Origin of the sequence: Ensifer meliloti (assembly GCF_030064585.1) — a bacterium.
Taxonomy (GTDB): Bacteria; Pseudomonadota; Alphaproteobacteria; order Rhizobiales; family Rhizobiaceae; genus Sinorhizobium; species Sinorhizobium meliloti.
Genome location: NZ_CP120365.1, coordinates 2,497,557 through 2,523,364, shown reverse-complemented (window position 1 = coordinate 2,523,364; position 25,808 = coordinate 2,497,557). Strand labels below are relative to the sequence as shown.

Here is a 25,808-nt window from a genome sequence, read left to right as displayed (position 1 = left end):
CCATATCATGCCCAGTTTTTTCATAGACAGGCCGATCTTTGCCTGGGTGGTGGCGATCTTCATCATGATCGCCGGCATCATCGCTATCCCGCTCCTGCCGGTTTCGCAGTATCCGGATGTCGCACCGCCGCAGATATCGATCAATACCAACTATCCCGGCGCCTCGTCGCAGGACACCTATCAGAGCGTCACGCGGCTGATCGAGGATGAGTTGAACGGCGTCGAGGGGCTGCTTTACTTCGAATCGTCGACCAGCTCCTCCGGCTCGGTCTCGATCGACGCCACCTTCCAGCCGGGCACCGATCCGAGCCAGGCCTCGGTCGACATCCAGAACCGGGTGCAGCGCGTCGAACCGCGCCTGCCCGATCCCGTCAGGCAGCAAGGCGTACAGGTGGACGAGGCCGGCGCCGGCTTCCTGCTGATCATCTCGCTGACCTCGACCGACGGTTCGATGGACGCGATCGGGCTTGGCGATTATCTCAGCCGCAACGTGCTCAGCGAAATCCAGCGCGTGCCCGGCGTCGGACGCGCCCAGCTCTTCGCGACCGAGCGCTCGATGCGCGTCTGGCTCGATCCCGACAAGATGCTCGGCCTCAACCTGACGGCGGCCGACGTCACGGCGGCGATCCAGGCTCAGAACGCGCAGATCGCCTCCGGCTCGATCGGCGCCCAGCCGAATCCGATCACGCAGCAAGTCACCGCTCCGGTCGTCATCAAGGGTCAGCTTTCGAGCCCGGAGGAATTCGGTGCCATCGTGCTCAGGGCGAATGCCGACGGCTCTGCCGTGCGGCTGCGCGACGTCGCGCGCCTCGAGATCGGCGGCGAAAGCTACACCTTCTCCACCCGCCTCAACGGCAGCCCCTCGGCGGCCATCGCCGTGCAGCTCTCTCCGAGCGGCAACGCGATGTCGACCTCGGCAGCGATCAAGGCCCGCATGGACGAGCTCGCGGAGTTCTTCCCGGAGGGGCTCGAATATTCGATCCCCTACGACACCTCGCCCTTCGTCGCGGTGTCGATCGAGAAGGTGCTGCACACCCTCGTCGAGGCCGTCGGCCTCGTCTTCCTGGTGATGTTCCTGTTCCTGCAGAACGTCCGCTATACGATCATTCCCACCATCGTCGTGCCGGTCGCCCTGCTCGGCACCTGCGCGGTCATGCTGGCGATGGGCTTCTCGATCAACGTGCTCACGATGTTCGGCATGGTGCTGGCGATCGGCATCCTCGTCGACGATGCGATCATCGTCGTCGAGAACGTCGAGCGCATCATGTCGGAAGAGGGCCTGACGCCGAAGGATGCCACCCGCAAGGCGATGAAGCAGATCACCGGTGCGGTGATCGGCATCACGCTGGTGCTGGCTTCTGTGTTCATCCCGATGGCCTTCTTCCCGGGCGCCGTCGGCGTGATCTATCGCCAGTTCAGCCTGACCATGGTCGTTTCGATCCTGTTCTCGGCGCTGCTTGCGCTCTCGCTGACGCCGGCACTCTGCGCGAGCTTCCTCAAACAGGTTCCGAAGGGTCACCATCACGCCAAGCGCGGCTTCTTCGGCTGGTTCAATCGCGGTTTCGACCGGACGTCGCACGGCTACACGCGCGCCGTCGGAGGCATCGTCAGGCGGACCGGCCGCTTCATGGTCATCTATCTGGCGCTGCTTGCCGGTCTCGGCTGGGCCTTTCTCCAGCTTCCTTCGTCCTTTCTGCCGGACGAGGACCAGGGCTTCGTCATCGTCATGATGCAATTGCCTTCGGAAGCGACTGCAAACCGCACCACGGAGGTGATCGAGCAGACCGAGACCATCTTCGGCCAAGAAAAGGCGGTCGACACGATCGTCGCGATCAATGGCTTCTCCTTCTTCGGAAGCGGGCAGAATGCGGGGCTCGCCTTCGTGACGCTCAAGGACTGGAGCGAGCGCGATGCAGACAACTCCGCCCAGTCGATCGCCGGTCGCGCCACCATGGCCATGAGCCAGATCAAGGACGCGATCAGCTTCGCGCTGTCGCCTCCGGCGATCCAGGGCCTCGGAACGACGGGCGGATTCTCCTTCCGCCTCCAGGACCGTGCGGGTCTCGGCCAGGCGGCACTCGCCGAAGCGCGCGACCAGCTTCTCGGCCTCGCTTCCCAGAGCAAGGTCCTGACCGGGGTCCGCTTCGAGGGCATGCCCGACGCGGCGCAGGTCAGCGTCAATATCGACCGCGAGAAGGCCAATACCTTCGGCGTGACCTTTGCCGACATCAACTCGACCATCTCGACCAATCTCGGTTCGTCCTATGTCAACGACTTCCCGAATGCCGGCCGCATGCAGCGCGTGACGGTGCAGGCGGACGAGACGAAGCGCATGCAGACCGCTGACCTCCTGAACCTGAACGTCCGCAACTCCAACGGCGGCATGGTTCCGCTCTCGGCCTTCGCGGACGTGGAATGGGTCAAGGCGCCGACGCAGACAGTGGGCTACAACGGTTACCCGGCGGTCCGCATCAGCGGCGAGGCCGCTCCCGGCTACTCCTCCGGCGATGCGATCGCCGAGATGGAGCGTCTGGTGGCTGAGCTTCCCGCGGGCTTCGGCTATGAGTGGACGGGACAGTCGCTGCAGGAAATCCAGTCGGGCTCGCAGGCGCCGCTCCTGATAGCACTCTCCTGCCTGCTCGTCTTCCTCTGCCTGGCGGCACTCTATGAGAGCTGGTCCATTCCGGTCTCGGTCATCATGGTCGTGCCGCTCGGCGTCATCGGCGCCGTGCTCGCCGTGACGATGCGCGACATGCCGAACGACGTCTACTTCAAGGTCGGCCTGATCGCGATCATCGGGCTTTCGGCGAAGAACGCGATCCTCATCATCGAGTTCGCCAAGGAACTCCGCGAACAGGGCAAATCGCTCATCGACTCGACGCTGGAGGCTGCGCATCTGCGCTTCCGGCCGATCCTGATGACCTCGCTCGCCTTCACCCTCGGCGTTCTGCCGCTGGCGATCGCGACGGGCGCAAGTTCCGGCAGCCAGCGCGCCATCGGCACGGGCGTCATGGGCGGCATGATCTCGGCGACGGTGCTGGCGATCTTCTTCGTCCCGGTCTTCTTCGTGTTCGTGATGAAGATCTTCGAACGCGGAAGAGCGGCGCCGGAGGCGGCTAAGCCCGCATCCGAAACCACCAGCCCGGCCGAGTAATATCGAAGACGGCCCGCCCACCTACGGCGGGCGGGCCGTCGCTCAAGGAGAATTTGAATAAATGCGCCGAACCAAGGCCGACGCCGAGGCTACAAGACAGAAGATCCTGTGCGCCGCCGAGCGGATGTTCTACAAGAAGGGCGTTCCCAACACGACGCTCGAGGAAGTGGCGAAGGAGGCTGGCGTCACCCGCGGCGCCATCTACTGGCATTTCGCCAACAAGACGGATCTTTTCCTCGCCCTTTACGAGGCCGTGCCGCTGCCCCACGAAGACATGATCGCACGCGAGATCGAAACGGAAGCCTTCGACACGCTCGCCATCGTCGAGAGCGCGACCAGCGACTGGCTGACGACCCTGGCCGCGGACGAGCAGCGGCAGCGCATTCTCGCGATCATGCTGCGCTGCGACTACGACAATGACATGTCCGCCGTTCTCGTGCGCCAACGCGAAATCGAGGAGCGCCACGATGCCCTTCTCGAGCTTGCCTTCGCCCGCGCACTGGAAAGGGGTCAGTTGCAGGAGCACTGGGCGCCGCCGACTGCGGCGCGGGCCCTGCGCTGGATGATGATGGGGCTCTGTACCGAATGGCTGCTCTTCGGCCGCCGCTTCGACCTCGTGGCCCAGGGGAGCGAAGCACTCCAGTCTCTCTTTGCGGGCTTCCGGCGGGTGCCGGCTCGCGGCGATACCTCCTCCCGCCTCGGCCCTAACTGAGTACTTTGCGCATCTCGACCGAGGTCGGGCGGGTGAAGCCGGGATGGGCGGTTCGCGCCATCTCCACGAAGCCCCAGGCCGCGAAAGTGGCTTGGTTTCCGGCGAGCTCGATGCGTGTCTGGAGCCTCAGCGCAGGCAGGCTCAGATCGCGCGCCGTTTCCTCGGCGGCGGCGATGAGCATCCGCCCTACTCCCTTTCCCTGGCGGCCGGGAGCGACGGCGAGTTTGCCGATATAGAGACAATCCGCTTCCGGCTTGCAGAAGATGCAGCCCAGGAGCTCGCGCCCGGCGACGGCCGCGAAGGCGATCTCGTCTCTTGCTTTCCGGTTGAGGGACGCCGCCGTCAGCGCATGGGCCGACGAGGGCGGATCGATACGGCCGTCCATATAGGCGAAGGACGCACGGATCAGCGACAGCAACTCCTCGTAACGGTCGAAGCCCTCGTCGATGCGGACGGTCTCCATGCCGTCCTCAGCGCGTGCCGCGCCGATAGCGGATCGTGTTGAATTGGGCGGCGAGCGCATCGTAGAGCAGCAGACGGCCGATCAGCGGCTCGCCGATGCCGGTGACGAGCTTGATTGCTTCCATCGCCTGCAGCGTGCCGATGACGCCGGTGAGCGCGCCTAAGACGCCCGCTTCGGCGCAGGTCGGTACGGTGCCCGGCGGCGGCGGCTCCGGGAAGAGATCGCGGTAGGAGGGGTTCGGGTGCCCCTCCGCATCGGTCCCGTAGGGCTTCAGCACGGTGACGGAGCCGTCGAAGCGTCCAACGGCACCGGTGACGAGCGCCACGCCTGCCGCCTCGGCCGTATCGGCGGCGAGATAACGCGTATCGAAATTATCCGACCCGTCGACGACGAGATCGTATTGCCGGAAGAGCGCATCGGCATTTGCGGGGCCGAGCCTGACCGGGTGCGCCACGACCTTCACATGCGGGTTGAGGGCGTCGATCGCCGCTGCGGCGCTCTCGACCTTCGGCCGCCCGATATCGGCGGTGGCATGGATCACCTGACGCTGCAGGTTCGACAACGAGACCACGTCGTCGTCGACGATCCCGAGCGTGCCGACCCCGGCGGCCGCCAGATATTGCAGAGCCGGCGCGCCGAGCCCGCCCGCGCCGATGACGAGCACGCGCGCGGCCTTGAGTTTCTGCTGCCCCGGGCCGCCGATCTCCGGCAGCACGATGTGGCGTGCGTAGCGCGCAATCTCCGAAGGAGCGAGCGTCGCATCGGTCGTCATGTGCGTCTCCATGTAATTTTCGCGCAGGGCGCTGCATGTCACCCCGAAACGCGGCCGTTTGCAACGGCCAGATATTGAGCGCGCTCGCCAAGGGCGTCGAACATCGCCCGGTCGGTGCCCGTCATGAAGGACTGGCCGCCGAGCCCATCGACCAGATCGAAGAGGGCGGCGCGGCGTCCCTGATCGAGATGGGCGGCGATTTCGTCGAGCAGCAGCACCGGGGCGTGGCCGGTCATATCCCCGACGAGCCGTGCATGCGCGAGCACCAGGCCGACGAGCAGCGCCTTCTGCTCGCCGGTCGAGCAACGCTCGGCCTCGATGTCCTTTTCCCGGTGGCGGATCAGGAGATCGCTGCGGTGCGGCCCGTCCAGCGTGCGGCCCGCGGCCGCATCGCGGGCACGGCCCTCGGCGAGCATTGCCAGATATCGCTCTTCGAGTTCAAAGGCGGGAATGCCGGCACAGTCATCGAGAAAGCCGGCGAGCGACAGGCTTGCGGACGGAAAGGTCCCATCGCTCCGGCTCCGCTCGACGAGGGCCGAGAGCAGGCCGAGCATCTCCTGACGGGCAAGCGCCATGGAGATGCCGAGCCCGGCCATTTCGCGCTCGATGGCCGACAGCCAGGCGGGATCGGGCCGGAATTCCGAGAGAAGCCGGTTGCGGCTGCGCATGGCGCGGTCGAACTCGCTGGCGCGGCGGCCGTGTTCGGGATCGAGCGACAGGACCAGCCGGTCGAGAAAGCGCCTGCGGTCGGCGGAAGGGCCGGTGAAGAGGCCATCCATCGCCGGAGTGAGCCACAGCACCCTGAGGTGATCGGTGAGTTCGTCGACCGTGCGGGCCGCAGTGCCGTTGATCCTGAGGCGCCGTGATTGCCCCTCCTCGGTCCCTTGAGTGCCCGTGCCGATCTCCACCGACCCTTCCATGCCATCAACGGCGGCGAAGACCGAGAAACCATCGGGGGCGCCGACGCGGGCGACATCCGCATAGGCAGCGCGCCTCAAACCGCGCCCGGGCGAAAGAAAGGAGACCCCCTCCATCAGATTGGTCTTGCCCGCACCGTTCTCGCCGGTCAGCACCACATGGCGCTGGTCGAGGTCGAGCGCCAGCGTTGCATAGTTGCGGAAGTCGCTCAGTTTCAGGCGTGTGAGAAAGACCTTGTGGGGCATTGCAAGTCCGATATCGACGTTGCTGTCAGGTAGGATGAAAGCCCGGCCAAGGCAAGGCGGAAAGGGTGTTCTGTCCGCCTCTCCCCCGCCTGCGGCGATTCCGTATCCGGGCTGCGCATTTCCGCCCCAATCGCCTGTGGGAAAGCCGTTTTTTTCGGCCGCATCGGAACTTTCCCCGAGCGCGCAAGTACAATATGACAACTGCGTGACAATCGACAGTTGGATGGATCGCTGATGCTCGGCCTGTTTCGCAAGCTCCTCCCCCGGGAAGACCGTTTCTTCGACCTCTTCGCCGATCATTCGCGCACCGTCATGGGTGCGGCGGAGGCACTGAACGCGTTGCTTGCCGGCGGCCCGGACATCGAAAGCCATTGCGACCGCATCGTCGCGCTCGAGAACGAGGCCGACGAGATCACCCGCGAGGTTCTGCTGGCCGTCCGCCGCAGCTTCATCACCCCCTTCGACCGCGGCGACATCAAGGATCTCATCCAGTCGATGGACGATGCGATCGACATGATGCACAAGACGGTGAAAACCATCCGTCTCTACGAGCAGAAGAGCTTCGATCCCGGCATGCAGGCCATGGGTGCGGCGGTCGTCGAGGCCGCCCATCTCGTCGCCGAGGCCATTCCGCTCCTCAGCCGGATCGGTGCCAATGCTCATCGCCTCAGCGCCATCGCCGAGGAGGTGACGCATGTCGAGGATAGATCCGACCAGCTGCACGAGCAGGGCCTGAAGGATCTCTTCCGGCGCCATGGCGCTTCCAACCCCATGGCCTATATCATCGGCAGCGAGATCTACGGCGAACTGGAAAAGGTCGTCGACCGCTTCGAGGATGTGGCAAACGAAATCAGCGGCATCGTGATCGAGAACGTCTGATGGATGCGACGCTCGCCTTCCCGCTGCTCGTGGGGCTCATCGCCGTCGCGCTTTTCTTCGACTTCCTCAACGGGTTGCACGACGCGGCCAATTCGATCGCGACCATCGTATCGACCCGCGTGCTCCGGCCGCAATATGCGGTCTTCTGGGCGGCGTTCTTCAACTTCATCGCCTTCCTCTTCTTCGGGCTGCACGTCGCCGAAACGCTCGGAACCGGCATCATCGATCCGGGTATCGTCACGCCGCAGGTGATCTTCGCGGCGCTGATGGGCGCCATCACCTGGAACATCGTTACCTGGGTCTTCGGCATCCCGTCGAGTTCCTCGCACGCGCTCATCGGCGGTCTCGTCGGCGCCGGCCTGGCCAAGACCGGTTTCAGTTCCATCGTCTGGCAAGGCCTGCTGAAGACGGCCGGCGCCATCGTCATGTCGCCGGGCATCGGCTTCGTTCTGGCGCTGCTGTTGGTGCTGATCGTCTCCTGGCTGTTCGTTCGCCAGACACCCTTTGCCGTCGACAGCACCTTCCGGGTGCTGCAATTCGTTTCGGCTTCCCTCTATTCGCTCGGCCATGGCGGCAACGATGCGCAGAAGACCATGGGCATCATTGCCGTGCTTCTCTTCTCGCAGGGCTATCTCGGCTCGGAATTCTACGTGCCCTTCTGGGTGGTCATCACCTGCCAGGCGGCGATCGCGCTCGGCACGCTCTTCGGCGGCTGGAGAATCGTCCACACGATGGGCTCGAAGATCACCAAGCTCAACCCGATGCAGGGATTCTGCGCCGAGACGGGCGGCGCCATCACGCTGTTCGCCGCGACCTGGCTCGGCATTCCGGTTTCGACCACCCACACAATCACCGGCGCGATCATCGGCGTCGGCGCGGCGCGGCGCGTATCGGCGGTGCGGTGGGGGCTTGCCGGCAACATCGTCGTTGCCTGGGTGATCACCATGCCGGCGGCAGCGTTGATCTCGGCGCTCTGCTATTTCGCCGCGGACCTCGTCGCCTGACGCTTTCGCCGGGCACCCCGTTGGCATTGCCGGCGGCGGGGAGTATATTTCCGCGATCTAATGGAATTGCATCCGGAGAAGAGTGAACTTCCATCGTATCTGGGGAGGAAACGATGACGGACGTCGAGTGGACGATCAAGGGCCGCGAATTCATCCATTGCAATTGCGCCTATGGCTGCCCGTGCCAGTTCAACGCACTGCCCACCGAGGGGCATTGCCGCGCGATCGGGATCGTCGACATCGACGAGGGGCACCATGGCGATACCCGGCTCGACGGCCTGAGGTGCGGCATGATCGTATCCTGGCCCGGTGCCATTCACGAGGGCAGGGGCGCGGTGGTTCCGATCATCGACGAGCGTGCCTCCGACGAGCAGCGGGAGGCGCTGCTGCGGATCATGAGCGGCCAGGACACCGAGCCCGGCGCCACCTTCTTCCAGGTGTTCGCGACGACTTTCGAGACCTTCCACGATCCGGTTTTCGCGCCGATCGATTTCGAGATCGACGTCGAAAGACGCTCGGCGCGGGTCAATATTCCGGGATGGATGGAGGCTCGCGGCGAGCCCATCGTCAATCCGGTGACCGGTGAGGAGCATCACGCGCGCATCAACCTTCCGCACGGGTTCGAATATGACCGCTGCGAGGTGGGGCGCGGCTGGGCCGAGACGAGCGGGCCGCTGGCAGTTTCGCTCGCCGATTCGCACGCCCACTTCGCCAGACTGCACATGACCGGAAGCGGCGTGGTTCACTGACGCCATGCCGCCCGACACCGCGCTTGAAAGCTTGCTGCGACGGGATCGGGCAATCGTGGCAGCGTCGCTCGTCGCATTGACGGTGGTCGCCTGGACATACACGCTCTGGCTGGCGGCAGCCATGAACATCGACGGCATGAGCATGTCTGCCCCCGGCATGGAAGCGGACATGAAGATGGACCCTGCCATGGATATGGATGGCATGGAGATGGGATCCCGTGGCGCCCTGTCGCTCGGCACCGTCCTCGGCATCTCGCCGCGTCCCTGGAGTTCCGTGGAAGCCGGCGTCACCCTGACCATGTGGATCGTGATGATGGTCGGCATGATGCTGCCTTCGGCAACGCCGATGATCCTGCTCTACGCCCGGGTCGGCCGGCAAAGCCGGATAGCGGGCAAGCCCTTCGCCGCGACCGGTTTCTTCGCCGGCGGCTATCTCCTTGCCTGGGCGGGATTCGCGCTCGTCGCGACGCTTGGACAATGGCTCATGGAGGGAACCCTGCTGACGCCGGCGCTGGCAAGCGCCAGTCGCATCTTCAGCGGTGTCGTGCTGGTGATCGCGGGTCTCTACCAATGGACGCCGCTCAAGGATGCCTGCCTCAGCCAATGTCAGACGCCGATCGTCTTCCTGCAGCGGCACGGCGGTTTTCGCCGCGATCCCGCGGGAGCCGTCGGACTGGGCCTGCGCCACGGGGTCTATTGCATCGGCTGCTGCTGGGCGCTGATGACGCTTCTTTTCGTCGGCGGCATCATGAATGTGCTCTGGATTGCGGCAATCGCCATCTTCGTGCTCGCGGAGAAGGTGATACCGACCGGCCGCGTTCTCTCACGCGTCGCCGGATCTCTGCTCGCGGCGTTCGGCCTTTGGCAGCTCATTTCGGCTTCGATTTAAGTGATGGCGCCGCGGCTTGGCCCCTCATCCGCCTGCCGGCACCTTCTCCCCGCAAGCGGGGCGAAGGGGACTGGTAGCGCCGCCGCTTGTCCCTTCTCCACGTCAGAACGGGGAGAAGTTCGCGGCAGCGGGATGAGGGGCTGCGCGCGGCGTAATCGCCCAGAGCATTGGCTCACTCGCTCAACGTGTCGAAGAAATCCTTCATCCGGGAGAAGAAGCCCGTCGATTCGGGATTGTTCTCCTTGGACGAGATCTGCTCAAATTCCTGCAGCAACTCGCGTTGGCGCTTGGTGAGCTTCTGCGGCGTCTCGATTTGAATCTGGATATAGAGATCGCCGGTCTGGCTGGAGCGCAGCACCGGCATGCCCTTGCCCTTGAGGCGGAACTGCTTGCCGGCCTGCGTGCCTTCCGGCACGGTGACGCGCGATTTGGTGCCGTCGAGGGTGGTGACGTCGAACTTGCCGCCGAGCGCCGCCGTCGTCATAGAGATCGGCACGGCGCAATAGAGATCAGCGCCGTCGCGCTGATAGAATTCGTGCGGCTTCACTGAGAGGAAGATGTAGAGGTCGCCCGCCGGGCCGCCGCGAAGGCCGGCCTCACCCTCGCCGGAAAGCCGGATGCGCGTGCCGTCCTCGATACCGGCCGGAATGTTGACCGAGAGCGTCCGCTCCTCCACGACGCGGCCCTGGCCGTGGCATTTGGTGCAGGGGTCGGCGATCGTCTGGCCGCGGCCGCCGCAGGTCGGGCAGGTCCGCTCGATCGAGAAGAAGCCCTGGGCCGCGCGGACGCGGCCGGTGCCCTGACAGGTGCCGCAGGTCTTCGGGCTGGTACCGGGCTTGGCGCCCGTGCCGGTGCAGACGTCGCAGGTGATGGACGTCGGCACGCGGATCTGCGCCGTCTTGCCGGAATAGGCCTCCTCGAGCGAAATCTCCATGTTATAGCGCAGGTCCGCGCCGCGCTCGCGTCCGCCTGACGAGCGGCGCTGACGGCCACCCATCATCTCGCCGAAGATGTCCTCGAAAATATCGGAGAAGCCGTGCGCTCCGCCGCCGGCGAAGCCGTTGCCGAAGCCTGCGCCCATGCCGCCCTGCTCGAAGGCCGCATGGCCGTAGCGGTCATAGGCCGCGCGTTTCTGCGGATCCTTCAGCGTCTCATAGGCTTCGTTGATTTCCTTGAAGGACTTTTCCGACTCCTGGTCGCCGGGATTCCTGTCCGGGTGATATTTCATCGCGAGTTTGCGAAAGGCGCTCTTCAGCTCCTTTTCGTCCGCGTTTTTTTGAACGCCAAGCGTTTCGTAAAGATCACGTTTCATGCTTCAAAGATCGTCCTGTTATCAGCGACAGGGCTTGCCAGCGCGAAGGATCCGACGGCTGCCTGATTATCTTGCCACAGGATTTAGTAAACCTTTAAGCGCGATACCATAGCCAAGTCGGGGCGGAAGCGGTTTTTTGTCGGAAAACGGCGGTTTCGCAGCCACTTTCCTCCGCAGGGTCGGTTCGCTTCCGCGCCTTGGGACTGCAGCCGGTGAACCATCTATGAAAAAGCCCGGGATCGCTCCCGGGCCCGTTCATCGAAAGGCGAAGCCGTCAGGCCGACCGCTTACGGTCGTCTTCGTCCTTGACTTCCTCGTAGTCGGCGTCGACCACGTCATCGCCGGAGCGCTTGGCGTCGGCGGCGGCATCCGCATGGGCGGCGTCCGTCTGCTGAGCCTCATAGATCGCCTGACCGAGCTTCATGGAGACTTCCATGAGGGTATTGGTCTTGGCCTTGATGTCCTCGGCGTCCGGCTCGGAAACTTCGACGGCGCTCTTGAGCGCTGCGATTGCATCCTCGATCGCCTTGCGGTCCGTCTCGGAAACCTTGTCGCCATGTTCCTGGAGCGACTTCTCCGAAGAATGGACCAGGCTTTCGGCCTGGTTCTTGGCCTCTACGCCTTCGCGGCGCTTCTTGTCGGCTTCCGCATTGGCTTCGGCATCCTTGACCATCTTCTCGATCTCGGCGTCGGAAAGACCACCGGAGGCCTGGATGCGGATCTGGTGCTCCTTGCCTGTGCCCTTGTCCTTGGCGGACACCTGCACGATGCCGTTCGCATCGATGTCGAACGTGACCTCGATCTGCGGCACGCCGCGCGGTGCCGGCGGAATGCCGACGAGATCGAACTGGCCGAGCAGCTTGTTGTCGGCCGCCATTTCACGCTCGCCCTGCGAGACGCGGATCGTCACGGCGGACTGGTTGTCGTCGGCCGTCGAGAAGACCTGGCTCTTCTTCGTCGGGATCGTGGTGTTGCGCTCGATCAGGCGGGTGAAGACGCCGCCAAGCGTTTCGATGCCGAGCGATAGCGGGGTGACGTCCAGCAGCAACACGTCCTTGACGTCGCCCTGCAGAACGCCGGCCTGGATCGCGGCGCCCATGGCAACCACTTCATCCGGGTTGACACCCTTGTGCGGCTCCTTGCCGAAGAGCTGCTTCACCGTCTCCTGAACCTTCGGCATGCGGGTCATGCCGCCGACGAGAACGACTTCGTCGATCTCGGCAGCCGAAACGCCGGCATCCTTGAGCGCGGCTTTGCAGGGCGCGATGGTCTTCTGGATCAGGTCTTCGACCAGGCTCTCGAATTTGGCGCGGGACAGCTTCATCGTCAGGTGCTTCGGACCGGAAGCGTCCGCCGTGATGAACGGCAGGTTGATTTCGGTCTGCTGCGAGGACGAGAGCTCGATCTTCGCTTTTTCGGCAGCTTCCTTCAGGCGCTGCAGCGCGAGCTTGTCGTTCTTGAGGTCGATGCCCTGCTCCTTCTTGAACTCGGAGGCAAGATATTCGACGAGGCGCATGTCGAAGTCTTCACCGCCAAGGAAGGTGTCGCCGTTGGTCGACTTCACTTCGAAGACGCCGTCGCCGATTTCCAGAACCGAGATGTCGAACGTGCCGCCGCCAAGATCGTAGACGGCGATCGTCTTGCCTTCCTTCTTGTCGAGGCCGTAGGCAAGTGCCGCTGCGGTCGGCTCGTTGATGATGCGCAGCACGTCGAGACCGGCGATCTTGCCGGCATCCTTCGTGGCCTGGCGCTGTGCGTCGTTGAAGTAGGCCGGAACGGTGATGACGGCCTTTTCGACCTTTTCACCGAGATAGGACTCGGCCGTTTCCTTCATCTTCTGAAGGATCATCGCGGAGATCTGCGACGGAGAGTAGCTGGTGCCGTGGGCTTCGACCCAGGCGTCGCCATTGTCGGCCTTGACGATCTTGTAGGGGACCATCCCCTTGTCCTTCTGGGTCGTGGGATCCTCGAAGGTGCGGCCGATCAGGCGCTTGATCGCAAAAAGCGTGTTCTCTGGATTGGTCACCGCCTGGCGCTTGGCCGGCTGGCCGACGAGACGTTCGCCGTCTTCGGTGAATGCCACCATGGAGGGGGTCGTGCGCGCGCCCTCCGCGTTCTCGATCACCTTCGCGTCCTTGCCGTCCATGACGGAGACGCAGGAGTTGGTCGTTCCCAGGTCAATACCAATAACTTTAGCCATGTCGTTCTCTCCTTGCAGCGGACTGTCGGAACCCGGTCAGGCATTCGTGGGACAGCCCCTAACGGGATGGTCTTTGTGTCTCATCGCAGCCGCGGCTGCATCGATGCGGCGTATATAAGGACCGGCGTTTCGGACTGCAAGGCATTCTGCGGGGGGATCGACGGCAAATGCAAGCCGTCTTCCACAAACACCCGGCGGCGGCCCGCTGCCGCTGGTTCAGCCGCCGGTCAGCAGGTCGAACAGCGTCGTTCGGCGGGTTCCACCGGTGGTCTCTCCGACGCCGGCCGGCGGGATTGGCCCTCCGGCCTGTTCTGCAGGCCGGACCTGATCGACGGCGGCCATGCCGTCCATGCTTTCGACGCCGTCCATGCCTGCCGGACGCTCGGGGAAGACATCGGGACTACCCGCGTCGAAGCCATCGGCCGGCATTTCGCCGGCAGCAGCGATGCCGCCCTCGTCAAAGACCGGCTGCACGCCCGTCGTGCCGAAGAGCGGCGAGGGCGAAAGGCCCTCATGCGCCGCAACCATGAAATCGTGCCAGGCCCTGGCGGGAAGGCCGCCGCCGGTGACCTTTTTCATAAATTTTCCGTCGTCGTTGCCGAACCAGATGCCGGTCGCGAGGTTGGAGGTGTAGCCGACGAACAGCGCGTCGCGGAAGGACTGCGTCGTTCCGGTCTTCCCTGCCGCCTCCCAGCCCGGCAGGCGCGCATTTTTGCCGGTGCCGTCCGTCAGCACGCGCACCATCATACGGTTCATCTCGCTGACGATCGCCGGATCGAGCACCCGCGGCGGGTTGTCGTAGGTGTTCTCGTAAAGCACGGTGCCATCGGCGGTGGAGATGCGCCGGATGACGTGCGGCGTCGCCTTGAAGCCGCCATTCATGAAGGGCGCATAGGAGGACGTCAGCTCCACCAGCGTCACTTCCGACGTGCCGAGCGCGATCGATGCATTGGCCTGCATGTCGGAATCTATGCCCAGCCGGTGCGCGAGCTTGACCACGTTCTGCGGCCCGACCTCCATCACGAGCTGGGCGGCGATGGTGTTCAGCGAATTGGCGAGCGCATCGGCGAGCGTCACCTCGCCGCGGTACTTCTGATCGTAGTTCTCAGGTGTCCAGTTGCCGATCCGGACCGGCGCGTCGTTGCGCACGGACATCGGCGTGCGGCCGATCTCGAGCGCCGCCGCATACACGAAGGGCTTGAAGGCCGAGCCCGGCTGGCGCTTCGCCTTGGAGGCGCGGTCGAACTGGCTTTCGGCATAGTCCCTGCCGCCGACGAGCGCCCGGATGGCGCCTGTGCCGTCGATCGAGACGAGCGCCGCCTGGGAGGCGTTGAGCTTGCCGCCTTCGGTCTCGAGCCTCTCGGCGAGCACCTCCTCCGCCTTCTTCTCGAGCGTAAGGTCGATGGTCGTATCGATGACGAGATCTTGCGTGACTTCGCCGATCATGCCGGGGACCTGGTCCATCACCATGTCGGCGACATAGTGCTCGGCGCCGGACCAGAAGCTCTTTGCCCGTGTCGGTGCCTGCGACATGGCCGTCTTGATCTCGGAATCGCTGATGAAGCCTTCCTCGCGCATTGCGCCGAGCACGAGCTGTGCGCGCTCCTCCGCCGCTTCGGGGTCTCGGGCCGGCGACAGCCGTGAAGGAGCCTTCAGAAGGCCCGCGAGCAGCGCCGCTTCGCCGAGATTGACGTCGCGCGCCGACTTGTTGAAGTAGCGCCGCGAGGCCGCCTCGACGCCATAGGCGTTCGACCCGAAGAAGACGCGGTTGAGATACATCGCCAGGATCTGGTCCTTGGTGTATTTCTGCTCCAGCCAAAAGGCGAGCAGCACCTCCTGCACCTTGCGCTCCAGCGTCCGCTCCGGCGAGAGAAACAGGTTCTTGGCAAGCTGCTGGGTGAGCGTGGAGCCGCCCTGGACCATGCGGCCGCTCATGACGTTCGTGAGCATGGCGCGCGCCAGCCCCAGCGGATCGACTCCGAAGTGCGAATAGAAGCGGCGATCCTCGATGGCGATCACCGCCTGCGGGATATAGGGCGACATGTCTTCGAGAGCGACCGCCTCGCCGCCGGTCGCGCCCCTGTTGGCGATTATGTCGCCATTCGCCGCGAGAATCTTGACGTTGGGCGGCCGTTCGGGGATCGACCAGCTCGTCGCGCTCGGCATGCGCGCGCCGTAATAGAGCACGAGCCCGCCGACGCCGATCGCACCCCATATGCCGAGCACGACGCACCAATAGGCGAGCCGCCGGACGAGGCCGAAGAACCCGCCGCCGGAACCACTTCTCCCGGAGCCGCGGCCGCCGGCGCGCCTGCCGCGCTTTTCTCGCTTGGCGCCGCGTTCGGGCGACTTGGCGCGCCTCGGCTTGCTGCCGCCGCCCGCGACGCGATCGCTCGCATCGACGCGCAGGTCGCCGCCGTCGCCGTCGTTACCGCCGAAGGAAGGCTCGATCCGCTGTCCTGATTTGCCGCTCGCCATGCCGGAAGGAAATATCCCTTTGGGGCCGGACCGGGTGCCCATCGCCCGCAAGCGATCCCGGCCGTGCCGTTGTCGTGCGGGAGGCTCCACCCCCTCCGCTGGTGCCGATCCGTTGTACTTTAAATGCGGCAATTTAAGGGGGAGTTAAGAGCTCTCTTGCGAAAAAGGCAGATTGTTCAAAACCTTGCATCGGCGCTGGCTTCCCGGGTCCGGACCTTTGGAAGGCTGAACGCCGTCTTGCATCTGGTGCAATGCTGCAATGCAACATTCGCACTATTACCTCAGCGAGAATGATCTATCCTCCTCCTTGTCGAAGCGCTGTACCTCCTCCCACGGCGCCCGGCATTCGGTCGGTTCACTCCTCCTCCCAGAACCGATCAAGTTTAAGACCCCGAGCCACCTCCTCCCGGCTCGGGGTCTTTCTGTATCTGGCGATGCCTAAAACGCGTGGCGTTCGCGCGACGCGCTTCGGGTCAGGCGAGATGCATAGGGCGAAAAACTCGTGGCTGCGGCCGCAAAGCGCGTGTATCACCACCCCATGAGATCCAAGACAAACGGTTACGTCTTCGCACTTCTGGCGATCGTCATCTTCTCGATCCAGGACGGCATCTCGAAGCATCTGGGCGCCATCTACCCGCCGGTCTTCGTGGCAATGATCCGCTACTGGGCCTTTGCCGGGTTCGCTGCGGCCATCGCGGCGCGGGCGCCAGGCGGTTTTGCCGCGACCGCGGTGACGAGAAAGCCGCTCATTCAGCTCCTGCGGGGCGTCCTGTTGCCCGTGCAGATCGTCGTGGTGATCACGTCCTTCACCATCGTCGGGCTGGCGCATTCGCAGGCGATCCTCGCCGCCACCCCGCTCTTCGTGGCGCTCCTGTCGATGCCGCTGCTCGGCGAACGGGTCGGATGGCGGCGCTGGTCGGCGATTGCCGTCGGACTCCTCGGCGTTCTTCTGATCCTGAGGCCGGAAGACGGCTCGTTCGACCTGAACTTTCTGCTGCCGCTGGCCGCAGCCGTGATGTTCGCCTTCTATGTCATCACCACCAGGCTTGCCAGCCGTGAGGACTCGGCGATGACCAGCTTCTTCTACACCGGCATCGTCGGTGCCTTCGCGATCAGTCTCGTCGGGCCCTTCTTCTGGGCGACGCTTTCGGGGGCGGACTGGGTCTGGATGGTGCTGCTCTGCATCACCGGCACGTCGAGCCATTATTTTCTGATCCGCGCCTACGACATACTCGATGCCGCCGCGGTTCAGCCGCTTACCTACCTGCAGCTCGTCTTCGCCTCCATCATGGGGGTGACCATCTTCGGCGAGACGCTGACGACTGGCATGATCATCGGCTCGGTGCTGGTGGTCGCCGCCGGCATCTTCACCCTCTGGCGCGAGCATGTCGTCGGCCGGCAGAAATCCCGCCTGCCGCCGCGGTAAGGTCTTCTCCTTCGACTCAAAATCGTCGGGTTCGTGCCGGACACTCGCGATCGCGCCGGCTTCTCGGCCGGCGGGCTCGTCGTTCGAAAGGAGAGAGTATGAGGATTCGCTGCACCGCGCTGATTGCCCTTGCCGCCCTTGCCGCGCAGGGTATCGAGGCCAGGGCACAGGAAGAATTCCCCTATGTCGACGACCGCTCCGACGGCGCGGCGCTCGTCCGCTCGCTCTACAACGCGATCAATCGGAAGGAATATGCCAGAGCCTACGGCTACTTCGGCGCGTCGAGGCCCGTCGGCGAATTCAAAGCCTTCGCGGACGGTTACGCGAAGACGGTGTCAGTGGAAGCGAAGTTCGGCAAGGTCCTCACGGAGGGCGCTGCCGGCAGCATCTATTCTGCCGTTCCGGTCGCGATCAAATCCATCGAAGAAGGCGGAAAGGCCCGCTTCTTCTCCGGCTGTTACGTGACGAGGATCATCAATCCGTCGCTGCAGGTGCCGCCCTTCACGCCCTATCAGATCGAGACGGCGCGGCTCGACGAAGCCGAAGGCCCCATCGAGGAGGCGATCCCCGCCACCTGCAACGTCCCCTGATGCCTCGAGCAATTCCGGGAAAAGTGCGTAGCGGTTTGCTGGAGGCGCTCTAGCACAATCGAAACCCTACGGCTCCTTCGCGCCACGCTCGGCCAGAAAGCGGGAATGCTCGAAGACGAGGATGACGACGAGCGCCATCACGAAAGGCACGAGGAGGTAGAGCAGCCGGAAAATGGCAAGCGCGGCCAGAACGTCGGCCGGATCCATTTCCGGCAGCGCCGCGATGAAGACGAACTCAAGCACACCGATTCCGCCCGGCGCATGGGAGAGCAGCGCAGCGGAGAAGGATGCGAGGAAGATGCCCAGAATGACCACATAGCCGGGATTGCCGGCTTCCGGCAGCGCGAAATAGATGATGCCGGCAGCGCCCAGGAGCTCGACGGGGGCTATGATCAATTGCCTAAGCACGATCGAGGGCCGCGGGTAATGCAGCTGGAACCAGCGCGTGCGCAGCGGCCGCATGCCGACCAGGCTGCCTAGGACGTAGAGCGCGATGAGCGCGAGAATGAGGCACCCCGTCGTCAAGGACATTTCGATCGGCAGGAACTCCGAAAATCTCTCGATGATATTCGGCCTCAGGAGCAGCACGATGGCCGAGAGCATCAGCGTGCCGAGCGTGAAGGTGAAGGAGCAGAAGGCGACGAGCACGCCCACCTCTCCGGGCGTCAGGCCCTTCGACCGATAGGCGCGGTAGCGCACCACCGCGCCGGAAAAGACAGAGGCGCCGAGATTGTGCGAAAGCGCATAGGTGGTGAACGAGCAGAGGGTGATGAACCACAGCGAGATGCGGTGGCCGAGATGATCGAGCGCCAGCCGGTCATAGGCGGCAAGCGCCGCATAGGCGACAAGCGTCGAACCGATCGCGAGCAGCCAGCTTTCGAGCGATATGGCCTGGAAGCTCGCCAGGAATTCGTTGAGAGACAGGCCGCGCAGTTCATCGACGAGCGCGCGCACCGAAATCAAAATCGCCGCCAGCCCGACGACGGGCCAGAAATATGCCTTGAGCCGTTTCATGCCGGGGCTTCTGCGCGATTCCCCGGCGGAAATCGATTTACAAGCGAAGTGTCGCGGCGATGCGCGTGTCCATCAGCAGCGGCCGGTTGGAGGCACGCCAAGCGCATCGCGGTTCCGCCGAGGTGGCGATGCCCATTCTGCGTATTGAAAGAAACATGCTCGGGACGAGGCGTCCCGATCCTTGCACTTGCCAACAGCCCATTTCCCACTTTGATTTGTTTTCAAAAAGGGAAGCATCCCAAGGCAGGCAGGTCAAGCAAAGTCGACTTGATATCCGTCGAGCGGGTGCGATTTGTCATTCAGGGCTGAAGGCGGTGGACAATGGCCGAACGGTGTTCACCATAGCCCCCCGCCTGCAATGCCTTACCGCGTGCCGAGTGCGTCGAGAATGCGGACCCACGAGCGGATGCCCTTGTGGAAGGACGTGAGCTCGTATTTCTCGTTGGGCGAGTGGATGCGGTCGTCGGAAAGACCGAACCCGACGAGCAGCGATTCCATGCCGAGCATCCGCTGGAAATCGCCGACGATCGGTATGGAGCCGCCCATGCCGATGACCACGGCGGGCTTCGGCCATTCATCCGAAAGTGCCGCCTTCGCCGTGGTCAGCAGCGCCGAATCATAGGGCAGATGAATAGCCGGCGAACCGCCATGCGCATGAAATTCGACGGAGCAGTCCGCCGGGATTTTCGAGCGCACATAGGCGCGGAAGCTTTCGCGGATCCTGGCCGGGTCCTGCTTGCCGACGAGGCGGAACGAAACCTTGGCGGAGGCTTCCGCGGCGATCACCGTCTTGAATCCTTCGCCGGTATACCCGCCGGTGATGCCGTTGATCTCCGCGGTCGGCCGCGCCCAGGTGAGTTCGAGCACGGAGCGGCCCCTTTCGCCGGAAGGGATCGAGAGGCCGATCTCGCCGAGGAATTTCTCGGCGGTCTGGCCGAGCGTTTCCCACGTAGCCTTGATCTCCGCCGGCGTCTCCTCGACGCCTTCGTAGAAATCGTCGAGCGTCACGCGGCCGGTCTCGTCGTGAAGGCCGGCGAGAATCTCGGCCAGGATGTGGATCGGGTTCGCCGCCGCGCCACCGAAATAACCGGAGTGCAGGTCGCGGTCCGCCGCCTTGACGACGACCTCCTCGCCGACGAGGCCCCGCAAGCCTGCCGAAATCGCGGGCGTCTCCCGGTCCCACATGCTGGTGTCGCAGACAAGCGCGTAGTCGGCCTTGAGTTCCCCGGCATTGGCTTCGAGGAAGGGCTTGAGCGACGGAGAGCCGGATTCCTCTTCGCCCTCGAAGAGAATGGTGATGCGGCAGGGCAAGACACCACGGGCTTCCTTATAGGCGCGCACTGCCTCGACGAAGGTCATCAACTGGCCCTTGTCGTCGGCCGTACCCCGGCCGGTAATGATCTTGCGGCCGGGCTCGACCTCCTTGACGGAGGGCTCGAAAGGCGGCGTCTCCCAGAGGTTGAGGGGATCGACCGGCTGCACATCGTAATGGCCGTAGAAGAGCAGATGCGGAGCGTCCGCCTTCTCGGCAGCGTGATGGGCGACGACCATCGGATGGCCGGGCGTGTCGCGCACCGAGGCTTCGAATCCAAGCGTTCCGAGTTCCGCCACCAGCCACTCGGCAGCCTTGCGGCACTCCGCCTTGAAGGCGGGATCGGTGGAAATCGACTTGATGCGGACGAGGTCGAAGAGCCGCTCGAGGCTCTGCGGGAGATTTGCGTCGGCTCGCTCGAGAACCGGGGTGATATCTGCCATCATGCGAATCCTTTTTGGTTTCGCGGCAAAACTAGAATCGAAACCCGGCGGCTTTAAGCGAAAACTTTTGATGCAACGATAAATTGTCAGATGAAGAGAATCAGGAGGCGTCGCCGTGGCGCGCCGTATTCGCGAGCGCCATGCGCATATATTGGAGCATGAGTTCTTTCTCGAAGCGGCGAAAGCCGGAAAGCAGCGACTGCTCCGCTGCTGCAGCGGCCTCCTTCGCAGCGGCCTCCATCTTACGGGCTCGTTCGGTCAGGAATATCTGCTGCGAACGCTTGTCGTTCGGATGCTTGCGGCGGACGATAAGGCCGTCGCGCTCCATTCGGGCGAGCGTATTGGCCATGGTTGCCTGCTCGATGTCGAGCCGGTCGAGAAGCTGTCTCTGCGTCAGCCCTTCCTCGGACCATAATTCCAGGAGGACCGGGAATTGCCCGGGAGCAAAGCCGAGTTTCTGACCGCGCTCCTGCAGGGCGCGCGAGAAACCCCTCGCCAACAAGCTGGCCAGGTAAGTCGCAGATTCCATACGATTGAAGGCCATGCCTATGCCTACGCGGGAAGGAGCACGAAGACAAGTTACAATGCCTGCAATGAAGCCGAACTGCGCCGACTTCACGGGGATTTGAGACTGCGTGGCGATACGTTTTCGACTGGCGGGCAAAGGCAACAAAAAAACCGCCACGGCGCGGAGGCTGCGCCGTGGCGGCTCTTTGAAAGCGGGACAAAGGCCCGGAGAGGGGGATGAGGCCTTTGTCCTCATCTGGTGCGGGCGGGGGACAGGCCAATCACCAGACTCACGGCATTGTATGAGTGCCGCTCGACATGATTTGTGGATTGAAATGTGGCATTTCAAGGATAGGCCGACCGAATCGCGCATTACAAATGCGTAACGTTTGCGTGAGTGTTCGGCGCCGAACTTCGGGGCTCCGGCAAGGCCTTTGCCGCTCGACTTAATAGGGTAGTGCGGGAAAAGCGCAATGGACCTTTCCCCTGCCTCGCGCTATCCATGGCCGCATGAAAAACGGTGATCATCTCTTCCTCGTCGACGGCTCGGGCTTCATCTTCCGGGCGTTCCACGCCATCCCGCCGCTCAACCGCAAGTCGGACGGACTTCCCGTCAATGCGGTCGCGGGATTCTGCAACATGCTCTGGAAGCTTTTGACCGACGCGCGCGACACCTCCGTGGGCGTGACGCCGACACATCTGGCCGTGATCTTCGACTATTCCTCGAAGACCTTCCGCAACGGGCTCTACGACCAGTACAAGGCCAACCGGACAGCGCCGCCGGAGGATCTGATCCCGCAGTTCGGGCTCATCCGCCACGCCACCCGCGCCTTCAACCTGCCCTGCATCGAGAAGGAAGGCTACGAGGCCGACGACCTCATCGCGACCTATGCGCGGCTTGCCGAGGAGGCGGGCGCCGACGTGACCATCGTTTCCTCCGACAAGGACCTCATGCAGCTCGTCACGCCGAAGGTGTCAATGTACGACAGCATGAAGGACAAGCAGATCACCGTTCCGGACGTGATCGAAAAGTGGGGCGTGCCGCCGGAAAAGATGATCGATCTCCAGGCCATGACCGGCGATTCGACCGACAACGTGCCGGGCATCCCCGGGATAGGGCCGAAGACGGCAGCCCAGCTCCTCGAAGAGTATGGCGATCTGGACACGCTGCTTGCGCGGGCCGGCGAGATCAAACAGCAGAAGCGGCGCGAGTCCATCATCGCCAATGCCGATCTGGCGCGCCTTTCGCGTGAGCTCGTGACGCTGAAGAAAGACACGCCGCTCGACGTTCCGCCCGAGGACTTCAGGCTCGATTCGCAGGACGGCCCGAAGCTCATCGCATTCCTGAAGGCGATGGAATTCACCACGCTCACGCGCCGCGTCGCAGCGGCGACGGATACGGATGCAGAAGCGATCGAACCGGCTCATGTGCCGGTCGAATGGGGCGCGCAAGCGCATGGGCCGGATTTAGACGTCGGAGAGGCCGGCGGCCCGCCGCCGTCGCCGCAATCATCGAGCGCGACGCCGCCTAGGGGAAATGCGGCCAGGGCGGCTGTCTCGTTCCTCTCGTCCGGCCAGGATGCCGATACGACCGGCGCGACGCCCACCGGCCTCGCCGAGGCGCGTGCGGCCTATTTCGGCAAAGCCCCGTTCGACCATTCCGGATGTCGCACCATCCGCGATATCGATACGCTCGAGCGTTGGATCGCAGACGCCCGCGAGGCGGGGCTCGTCGGCTTCGATACCCAGGCGACGTCGCCCGACGCCATGCGCGCCGACCTCGTCGGCTTTTCGCTCGCGGTCGCCGATTACGCGAACGACCCCTCGGGCTCGAGGATCAGGGCGGCCTACGTGCCGCTCGCCCATAAGAGCGGCGTCAGCGACCTCCTGGGGGGTGGACCTGTCGACAGCCAGGTCCCGGTCCGGGAGGCCCTAAGCCGGCTAAAGGAGCTGTTGGAGGACCCGTCCGTCCTGAAGGTGGGGCAGAACCTGAAATACGGCTACCTCGTGATGAAGCGGCATGGCATCGCCATGCGAAGCTTCGACGACACGATGCTGATGTCCTATGTGCTCGATGCCGGCAACGGCGCCCACGGCATGGATTCGCTTGCCGAGCGGTGGCTTGGCCACACGCCGATCGCCTATAAGGACGTCACCGGCACCGGCCGGTCTTCGCTCACCTTCGACTTCGTCGACATCGACAAGGCGACGGCCTATGCGGCGGAGGATGCGGATATCGCGCTGAGGCTTTGGCATGTGCTGAAGCCCCGGCTCGCCGCCAAGGGGTTGACGCGCGTCTACGAGCGGCTGGAGCGGCCGCTGATCTCCGTCCTTGCCGGGATGGAGGAACGCGGCATAACCGTCGACCGGCAGATTCTGTCACGCCTCTCCGGCGAGCTGGCGCAGGGGGCGGCGGCGCTCGAAGACGAGATCTATCGCCTCGCCGGCGAGACATTCACCATCGGCTCGCCGAAGCAGCTCGGCGACATTCTCTTCGGCAAGATGGGTCTTCCGGGCGGCTCCAAGACCAAGACCGGGCAATGGTCGACCTCCGCGCAGGTGCTCGAGGACCTCGCGGCCGCCGGACACGACTTGCCCCGCAAGATCGTCGACTGGCGGCAGCTGACCAAGTTGAAATCGACCTATACCGACGCCCTGCCCGGCTTCGTGCACCCGGAGACGAAGCGCGTCCACACCTGCTTTGCAATGGCTGCGACGACGACGGGGCGGCTTTCCTCCTCCGATCCGAACCTGCAGAACATTCCGATCAGGACCGGCGAAGGCCGCAAGATCCGCACGGCCTTCGTGGCGACGCCGGGACACAAGCTTGTCTCGGCGGACTATAGCCAGATCGAGCTGAGAGTGCTCGCCCATGTGGCCGACATCCCGCAGCTGCGCCAGGCTTTCGCCGATGGCGTCGACATCCATGCGATGACAGCTTCCGAAATGTTCGGCGTGCCGGTGGACGGCATGCCGAGCGAAATTCGCCGCCGCGCCAAGGCGATCAATTTCGGCATCATCTACGGCATCTCCGCCTTTGGGCTCGCCAACCAGCTTTCGATCGAGCGTTCGGAGGCGGGGGATTACATCAAACGCTATTTCGAGCGCTTCCCCGGCATCCGGGACTATATGGAGAACACCAAGGCCTTTGCCCGCGAGAACGGCTATGTCGAGACGATCTTCGGCCGCCGGGCTCACTACCCGGACATCCGCTCGTCCAATCCGTCGATGCGCGCCTTCAACGAGCGCGCTTCGATCAACGCCCCCATCCAGGGCTCGGCCGCCGACATCATCCGCCGCGCCATGGTCAAGATGGAACCGGCACTCGAAGCGGCGAAGCTCTCCGCGCGAATGCTGCTTCAGGTCCATGACGAGCTGATCTTCGAGGTGGAGGATGGCGAGATCGAGCGGACCATTCCGGTGATCATCTCGGTGATGGAGAACGCCGCGATGCCCGCGCTCGACATGAGGGTGCCGCTCAAGGTCGATGCGCGCGCGGCACACAACTGGGACGAGGCGCATTAAGGCCTGTCGAGATTCGGGGTACCCGCAGCGGCTTGTTCGATTACCTCATCCTGTGCTCGTCACAGGGATGAGGTAAGAGGAGACTGCAGTTCTCCGATACGTTTCCTACAGCGCTGCGCGTCCTATCGGACGCGCAAGGTTCAGTCCCGCCCCGGCAGGACCCTGTCCGGCGGGCGATGGCCGTCGAAGAAGGTGCGGATGTTGATCACCACCTTCTCGCCCATGTCGATACGGCCTTCCAGCGTCGCCGAGCTCATATGCGGCAGGAGCACGACCTTTCCCTCGCCGGCAAGCTTGATGAGCTTAGGATTGACGGACGGCTCGTTCTCGAACACGTCGAGCCCGGCGCCGGCGATCTTGCCTTCGCGGAGGCTCTTGATCAGCGCCGCCTCGTCGATGATGCCGCCGCGCGCGGTGTTGACGATGTAACTGTCGGGCCGCATCAGCGCCAGCCGCCGGGCCGAGAGCAGATGATAGGTCGCCGGCGTCGACGGGCAGTTGACGGAGACGATGTCGACTCGGGCGAGCATCTGATCGAGGCTGTCCCAATAGGTCGCCTCCAGCATCTCCTCGGTTTCCGGTTTGACGCGGTGGCGATTGTGATAGTGGATCGAAAGCCCGAAAGCCTTGGCACGGCGGGCGACGGCGGTGCCGATCCTCCCCATGCCGACGATGCCGATGCGTTTGCCGGCAATGCGCCGGCCCAGCATCCAGGTGGGAGACCAGCCGGCCCACTCCCCCTTGCGGTCGGTCAGCACCTGCGCACCTTCGGCGAGCCGGCGCGGCACCGCGAGGATCAGCGCCATGGTCATGTCGGCCGTGTCCTCGGTCAGGACGTTCGGCGTGTTGGTGACGGTTATGCCCTTGCGCGCGGCCGCATCCACATCGATGTTGTCGACGCCGTTCGAGAAGGCGGCAATGAGCTTCAGCTGCGGCCCGGCCTGCTCGATCAGCGCCGCATCGATCCGGTCCGTCACCGTCGGCACGAGCACGTCGGCCCGCTTGACCGCGGCGACCAGCTCCGGCTGGCTGCGCGGCGTGTCATCGATGTTCAGCTCCGCGTCGAAGAGCTCACGCATCCTGGTTTCGACGACATCCGGCAGTTTGCGGGTGATGTAGACCGTTGGCTTTTTCTTGCTTGTCATTGCTGTGAGCGGCGCCCTCGTTGACGGGTCCTTAACCAAGTCGGGTGATAGTTCTCCCCATAGCCGCAATT

19 protein-coding genes are annotated in these 25,808 nt (G+C 64.0%); 9 read left to right on the top strand and 10 right to left on the bottom strand.

Annotation, left to right across the window (positions count from 1 at the left end):
* The first annotated feature begins 7 nt into the window (after positions 1 to 7).
* Both PZL22_RS18995 and PZL22_RS18990 read left to right on the top strand, forming a co-directional pair.
* Complete coding sequence (locus PZL22_RS18995) at positions 8 to 3,154, top strand: multidrug efflux RND transporter permease subunit (protein WP_003531890.1); 3,147 nt, start codon at positions 8 to 10, stop codon at positions 3,152 to 3,154.
* Between the two features lie 61 nt (positions 3,155 to 3,215).
* Positions 3,216 to 3,866, top strand: a complete 651-nt coding sequence (locus tag PZL22_RS18990) for a TetR family transcriptional regulator (protein WP_003531892.1) — start codon at positions 3,216 to 3,218, stop codon at positions 3,864 to 3,866.
* On the opposite strand, the gene PZL22_RS18985 is transcribed toward PZL22_RS18990, so the two are convergent.
* Genes PZL22_RS18985 through recF form a run of 3 tightly spaced genes read right to left on the bottom strand, consistent with a single transcriptional unit; the run spans position 3,859 to position 6,264 of the window.
* Positions 3,859 to 4,329, bottom strand: a complete 471-nt coding sequence (locus PZL22_RS18985) for a GNAT family N-acetyltransferase (RefSeq protein ID WP_003531894.1) — start codon at positions 4,327 to 4,329, stop codon at positions 3,859 to 3,861. The genes PZL22_RS18990 and PZL22_RS18985 overlap by 8 nt on opposite strands.
* A gap of 7 nt (positions 4,330 to 4,336) precedes the next feature.
* Positions 4,337 to 5,113, bottom strand: a complete 777-nt coding sequence (locus PZL22_RS18980; RefSeq protein ID WP_003531896.1) for a molybdopterin-synthase adenylyltransferase MoeB — start codon at positions 5,111 to 5,113, stop codon at positions 4,337 to 4,339.
* Between the two features lie 26 nt (positions 5,114 to 5,139).
* The gene (gene recF / locus PZL22_RS18975) at positions 5,140 to 6,264 is read right to left on the bottom strand and encodes a DNA replication/repair protein RecF (protein ID WP_003531898.1); all 1,125 of its coding nucleotides are present in this window, start codon (positions 6,262 to 6,264) and stop codon (positions 5,140 to 5,142) included.
* A gap of 234 nt (positions 6,265 to 6,498) precedes the next feature.
* On the opposite strand from recF, the gene PZL22_RS18970 reads away from it, so the two are divergent.
* From PZL22_RS18970 to PZL22_RS18955, 4 genes are all read left to right on the top strand, one after another.
* Positions 6,499 to 7,143 carry a DUF47 domain-containing protein gene (locus PZL22_RS18970; RefSeq protein ID WP_003531900.1) on the top strand — a complete coding sequence of 215 codons (645 nt, stop codon included), beginning with the start codon at positions 6,499 to 6,501 and terminating at the stop codon, positions 7,141 to 7,143.
* Positions 7,143 to 8,147: an inorganic phosphate transporter gene (locus tag PZL22_RS18965; protein ID WP_003531901.1), complete on the top strand. Its 1,005-nt coding sequence runs from the start codon at positions 7,143 to 7,145 to the stop codon at positions 8,145 to 8,147. The genes PZL22_RS18970 and PZL22_RS18965 overlap by 1 nt, the downstream gene beginning before the upstream one ends.
* A 113-nt stretch (positions 8,148 to 8,260) precedes the next feature.
* Positions 8,261 to 8,896, top strand: a complete 636-nt coding sequence (locus tag PZL22_RS18960; protein WP_003531903.1) for a DUF1326 domain-containing protein — start codon at positions 8,261 to 8,263, stop codon at positions 8,894 to 8,896.
* A 4-nt stretch (positions 8,897 to 8,900) separates the two neighbouring features.
* Positions 8,901 to 9,785: a DUF2182 domain-containing protein gene (locus PZL22_RS18955; protein ID WP_003531905.1), complete on the top strand. Its 885-nt coding sequence runs from the start codon at positions 8,901 to 8,903 to the stop codon at positions 9,783 to 9,785.
* A gap of 172 nt (positions 9,786 to 9,957) precedes the next feature.
* Here the strand turns inward: PZL22_RS18955 and dnaJ are convergent, their stop codons facing one another.
* The 3 genes from dnaJ to PZL22_RS18940 form a co-directional block, all read right to left on the bottom strand.
* A complete protein-coding gene (dnaJ, locus tag PZL22_RS18950) occupies positions 9,958 to 11,097 on the bottom strand; it encodes a molecular chaperone DnaJ (RefSeq protein ID WP_003531907.1) in 1,140 nt (379 codons plus the stop codon).
* Between the two features lie 274 nt (positions 11,098 to 11,371).
* Positions 11,372 to 13,297, bottom strand: coding sequence for a molecular chaperone DnaK (gene dnaK / locus PZL22_RS18945; protein WP_003531910.1), 1,926 nt, complete (start codon positions 13,295 to 13,297; stop codon positions 11,372 to 11,374).
* Between the two features lie 216 nt (positions 13,298 to 13,513).
* Positions 13,514 to 15,775, bottom strand: coding sequence for a transglycosylase domain-containing protein (locus PZL22_RS18940; RefSeq protein ID WP_003531912.1), 2,262 nt, complete (start codon positions 15,773 to 15,775; stop codon positions 13,514 to 13,516).
* A gap of 502 nt (positions 15,776 to 16,277) precedes the next feature.
* On the opposite strand from PZL22_RS18940, the gene PZL22_RS18935 reads away from it, so the two are divergent.
* Both PZL22_RS18935 and PZL22_RS18930 read left to right on the top strand, forming a co-directional pair.
* The gene (locus tag PZL22_RS18935) at positions 16,278 to 17,201 is read left to right on the top strand and encodes a DMT family transporter (RefSeq protein WP_033048914.1); all 924 of its coding nucleotides are present in this window, start codon (positions 16,278 to 16,280) and stop codon (positions 17,199 to 17,201) included.
* Positions 17,202 to 17,299: 98 nt separating this feature from the next.
* On the top strand, positions 17,300 to 17,791 hold the full coding sequence (locus tag PZL22_RS18930) for a hypothetical protein (protein ID WP_003531916.1): 492 nt from the start codon (positions 17,300 to 17,302) through the stop codon (positions 17,789 to 17,791).
* Positions 17,792 to 17,857: 66 nt separating this feature from the next.
* On the opposite strand, the gene PZL22_RS18925 is transcribed toward PZL22_RS18930, so the two are convergent.
* From PZL22_RS18925 to PZL22_RS18915, 3 genes are all read right to left on the bottom strand, one after another.
* The gene (locus PZL22_RS18925; protein ID WP_003531919.1) at positions 17,858 to 18,805 is read right to left on the bottom strand and encodes a lysylphosphatidylglycerol synthase transmembrane domain-containing protein; all 948 of its coding nucleotides are present in this window, start codon (positions 18,803 to 18,805) and stop codon (positions 17,858 to 17,860) included.
* A gap of 363 nt (positions 18,806 to 19,168) precedes the next feature.
* On the bottom strand, positions 19,169 to 20,563 hold the full coding sequence (locus PZL22_RS18920; RefSeq protein ID WP_013844983.1) for a M20/M25/M40 family metallo-hydrolase: 1,395 nt from the start codon (positions 20,561 to 20,563) through the stop codon (positions 19,169 to 19,171).
* A 97-nt stretch (positions 20,564 to 20,660) separates the two neighbouring features.
* Positions 20,661 to 21,104 (bottom strand): MarR family winged helix-turn-helix transcriptional regulator, encoded by a 444-nt coding sequence (locus PZL22_RS18915; RefSeq protein ID WP_003531925.1) that lies wholly within the window; start codon positions 21,102 to 21,104, stop codon positions 20,661 to 20,663.
* A gap of 473 nt (positions 21,105 to 21,577) precedes the next feature.
* On the opposite strand from PZL22_RS18915, the gene polA reads away from it, so the two are divergent.
* Entirely contained in the window at positions 21,578 to 24,592 is a 3,015-nt protein-coding gene (gene polA / locus PZL22_RS18910; RefSeq protein WP_003531927.1) for a DNA polymerase I, read from the top strand.
* Positions 24,593 to 24,732: 140 nt separating this feature from the next.
* On the opposite strand, the gene PZL22_RS18905 is transcribed toward polA, so the two are convergent.
* Positions 24,733 to 25,737, bottom strand: coding sequence for a 2-hydroxyacid dehydrogenase (locus PZL22_RS18905; protein ID WP_003531928.1), 1,005 nt, complete (start codon positions 25,735 to 25,737; stop codon positions 24,733 to 24,735).
* Positions 25,738 to 25,808: the final 71 nt, after the last annotated feature.